At 52.2% G+C, this 3,833-nt stretch carries 1 protein-coding gene, 1 tRNA gene and 2 rRNA genes; 3 read left to right on the top strand and 1 reads right to left on the bottom strand.

Annotated features, from left to right (window positions below; all coding sequences use genetic code 11):
- Positions 1-32: 32 nt before the first annotated feature.
- Positions 33-350, bottom strand: a complete 318-nt coding sequence (locus C5750_RS26465) for a hypothetical protein (RefSeq protein WP_130502141.1) — start codon at positions 348-350, stop codon at positions 33-35.
- A gap of 7 nt (positions 351-357) precedes the next feature.
- On the opposite strand from C5750_RS26465, the gene C5750_RS26120 reads away from it, so the two are divergent.
- The 3 genes from C5750_RS26120 (at position 358) to C5750_RS26130 (ending at position 3,832) form a co-directional block, all read left to right on the top strand.
- Positions 358-3,290, top strand: a 23S ribosomal RNA gene (locus C5750_RS26120).
- Positions 3,291-3,426: 136 nt separating this feature from the next.
- Positions 3,427-3,541, top strand: a 5S ribosomal RNA gene (rrf, locus tag C5750_RS26125).
- 214 nt (positions 3,542-3,755) lie between these two features.
- Positions 3,756-3,832, top strand: a tRNA-Met gene (locus C5750_RS26130).
- Position 3,833 lies beyond the last annotated feature (1 nt).

Raw genomic sequence — 3,833 nt, forward strand, 5'->3', positions numbered from 1 at the left:
TCATGTGATGAAAGAAACAAGTTTGCAGCTTGTCAGGCCTTGAGCCTTTCGGTTGCCTGTTCTGTATGAAATTGTGAAGAGAAGATAAGTTCGGATTGTTCCGGATGTTCAAGGGTTTGCACCTTTTGGTGCGGGTCCGCCGGCCTTCGGGCCATGAACGCCGGGAAATGTCGCAAGGGATGCTCATCAAAAGCCCTTGCAAATGATTGGCCGCTTAACCGCAGAGCCATCGGATTTATCTCGAGAAGCTGGTCTTTTTTGTCAAATCGATTGTTGCTGAATGTTTGGTTGTGCGTTGGTATCCCCCACGCAGGCAAAATATTCGAGAAGGCAAGGATGGATATTGGCAATGAGAATGATCAAGTGTCTTAAGGGCATTTGGTGGATGCCTTGGCATGCACAGGCGATGAAGGACGTGATACGCTGCGATAAGCGTCGGGGAGGTGCGAATACCCTTTGATCCGACGATTTCCGAATGGGGAAACCCACCTTAGATATCTAGAAAATTTGAACTGTTGGAACGATGAAGCGCTGTTTTGGTTTGTCTCTCAAAAGGAGGCGCCCATACAGACCGCTCGGTCGTCGCGGCTTATGCCGCGCCCTCCCGGAGCACAGCCCTGAAAGGGCGGTACGTGCGTGAGGGAAGAACACTTCAACTTTCTAGATATCACAATAAGGTATCTAACTTTCGAATACATAGGGGTTAGAAGCGAACCCGGGGAACTGAAACATCTAAGTACCCGGAGGAAAGGACATCAAACGAGACTCCGTAAGTAGTGGCGAGCGAACGCGGACCAGGCCAGTGGCTTTTATGAGACAAGTGGAACGCCTTGGAAAGGGTGACCGAAGTGGGTGATAGTCCCGTACACGTAATGCGAATAAAAGTCCTTGAGTAGGGCGGGACACGTGAAATCCTGTCTGAACATGGGGAGACCACTCTCCAAGCCTAAGTACTCGTGCATGACCGATAGCGAACCAGTACCGTGAGGGAAAGGTGAAAAGCACCCCGACAAGGGGAGTGAAAGAGATCCTGAAACCGAATGCCTACAAACAGTTGGAGCCCAAGATTTGTTCTGGGTGACAGCGTACCTTTTGTATAATGGGTCAGCGACTTAGTCTGACGAGCAAGCTTAAACCGGTAGGTGTAGGCGCAGCGAAAGCGAGTCTGAACAGGGCGTTCAGTTCGTCGGATTAGACCCGAAACCAAGTGATCTAGCCATGAGCAGGTTGAAGGTAAGGTAACACTTACTGGAGGACCGAACCCGCATCTGTTGCAATAGATTGGGATGACTTGTGGCTAGGGGTGAAAGGCCAATCAAACTTGGAGATAGCTGGTTCTCCGCGAAATCTATTTAGGTAGAGCGTCGATCGAATACCTTCGGGGGTAGAGCACTGGATGGGCTAGGGGATCTCACCGATTTACCAAACCTAACCAAACTCCGAATACCGAAGAGTACTAATCGGCAGACACACGGCGGGTGCTAACGTCCGTCGTGAAGAGGGCAACAACCCTGACCACCATCTAAGGTCCCTAAGTTATGGCTAAGTGGGAAAGGATGTGAGGATCCCAAAACAACCAGGATGTTGGCTTAGAAGCAGCCATCATTTAAAGAAAGCGTAACAGCTCACTGGTCTAAATAAGGGTCTTTGCGCCGAAAATGTACCGGGGCTAAAGCCATACACCGAAGCTGTGGATTTGCTTAGCAATAGGCAAGTGGTAGCGGAGCGTTCTGTAAGCCGTTGAAGAGAGACCCGTGAGGGCTCTTGGAGGTATCAGAAGTGAGAATGCTGACATGAGTAACGATAAAGGGAGTGAGAGACTCCCTCGCCGAAAGTCCAAGGGTTCCTGCTTAAAGTTAATCTGAGCAGGGTTAGCCGGCCCCTAAGGCGAGGCCGAAAGGCGTAGTCGATGGGAACCACGTTAATATTCGTGGGCCTGCGGGTAGTGACGGATCGCGTATGTTGTTCTTCCTTATTGGATTGGAAGGGCTTCGAAGCGGTTCCAGGAAATAGCTCCCGCGTATAGACCGTACCCTAAACCGACACTGGTGGACTGGTAGAGAATACCAAGGCGCTTGAGAGAACTGCGTTGAAGGAACTCGGCAAATTGCACGCGTAACTTCGGAAGAAGCGTGACCCTTTTCTACGCAAGTAGAGGAGGGTGGCACAGACCAGGGGGTAGCGACTGTTTACCAAAAACACAGGGCTCTGCGAAGTCGCAAGACGACGTATAGGGTCTGACGCCTGCCCGGTGCTGGAAGGTTAAGAGGAGAGGTGCAAGCTTTGAATCGAAGCCCCAGTAAACGGCGGCCGTAACTATAACGGTCCTAAGGTAGCGAAATTCCTTGTCGGGTAAGTTCCGACCTGCACGAATGGCGTAACGACTTCCCCGCTGTCTCCAACGCAGACTCAGTGAAATTGAATTCCCCGTGAAGATGCGGGGTTCCTGCGGTTAGACGGAAAGACCCCGTGCACCTTTACTATAGCTTTACACTGGCATTCGTGTCGGCATGTGTAGGATAGGTGGTAGACTTTGAAGCGGGGGCGCCAGCCTTCGTGGAGTCATCCTTGAAATACCACCCTTACCTATATGGATGTCTAACCGCGGTCCGTTATCCGGATCCGGGACAGTGTATGGTGGGTAGTTTGACTGGGGCGGTCGCCTCCTAAAGAGTAACGGAGGCGCGCGATGGTGGGCTCAGACCGGTCGGAAATCGGTCGTCGAGTGCAATGGCATAAGCCCGCCTGACTGCGAGACTGACAAGTCGAGCAGAGACGAAAGTCGGTCATAGTGATCCGGTGGTCCCGTGTGGAAGGGCCATCGCTCAACGGATAAAAGGTACGCCGGGGATAACAGGCTGATGACCCCCAAGAGTCCATATCGACGGGGTTGTTTGGCACCTCGATGTCGACTCATCGCATCCTGGGGCTGGAGCAGGTCCCAAGGGTATGGCTGTTCGCCATTTAAAGCGGTACGTGAGTTGGGTTCAGAACGTCGTGAGACAGTTCGGTCCCTATCTGCCGTGGGTGTAGGAATATTGACAGGATCTGTCCCTAGTACGAGAGGACCGGGATGGACGTATCTCTGGTGGACCTGTTGTGGCGCCAGCCGCATAGCAGGGTAGCTATATACGGACGGGATAACCGCTGAAGGCATCTAAGCGGGAAACCCACCTGAAAACGAGTATTCCCTCGAGAGCCGTGGAAGACCACCACGTTGATAGGCCGGGTGTGGAAGTGCGGCAACGCATGAAGCTTACCGGTACTAATAGCTCGATTGGCTTGATCATTCTCATTACTTATATCCATCTGACAATATCAGATGTGAAATCGTGAATAGTCAGTAGCAAGTAGTCTTTACTGCTCACTACTGACCACTCACTTTACCAAAAAACCAGCTTCTCTTTCATCGTTGCTTTTTGCTGACCTGGTGGTTACAGCGGAGCGGCTGCACCCGATCCCATTCCGAACTCGGCCGTGAAACGCTCCAGCGCCAATGGTACTTCGTCTCAAGACGCGGGAGAGTAGGTCGCTGCCAGGTCTGCCAAACGCAACATGAAATCTGTCCCCTTCCATTCCATACACAATAATCTCAAGGCCGCATCAAGCGGCCTTTTGCTTTTGCAATAACACCAATGCAAGAGCATAATGACATTCCGTCCAAACAACGGAAAGCGCGGCTAAAACCGCACCGTCTGACCGCTGGGCAAAGCCCGAGGACAGACCGACAAAACGGCAATCGCCGGATATGGTGGCGCGGGGTGGAGCAGCCCGGTAGCTCGTCAGGCTCATAACCTGAAGGTCACAGGTTCAAATCCTGTCCCCGCAACCAA

The sequence above is a fragment of the Phyllobacterium myrsinacearum genome, assembly GCF_002980555.1.
Taxonomy (GTDB): Bacteria; Pseudomonadota; Alphaproteobacteria; order Rhizobiales; family Rhizobiaceae; genus Phyllobacterium; species Phyllobacterium myrsinacearum.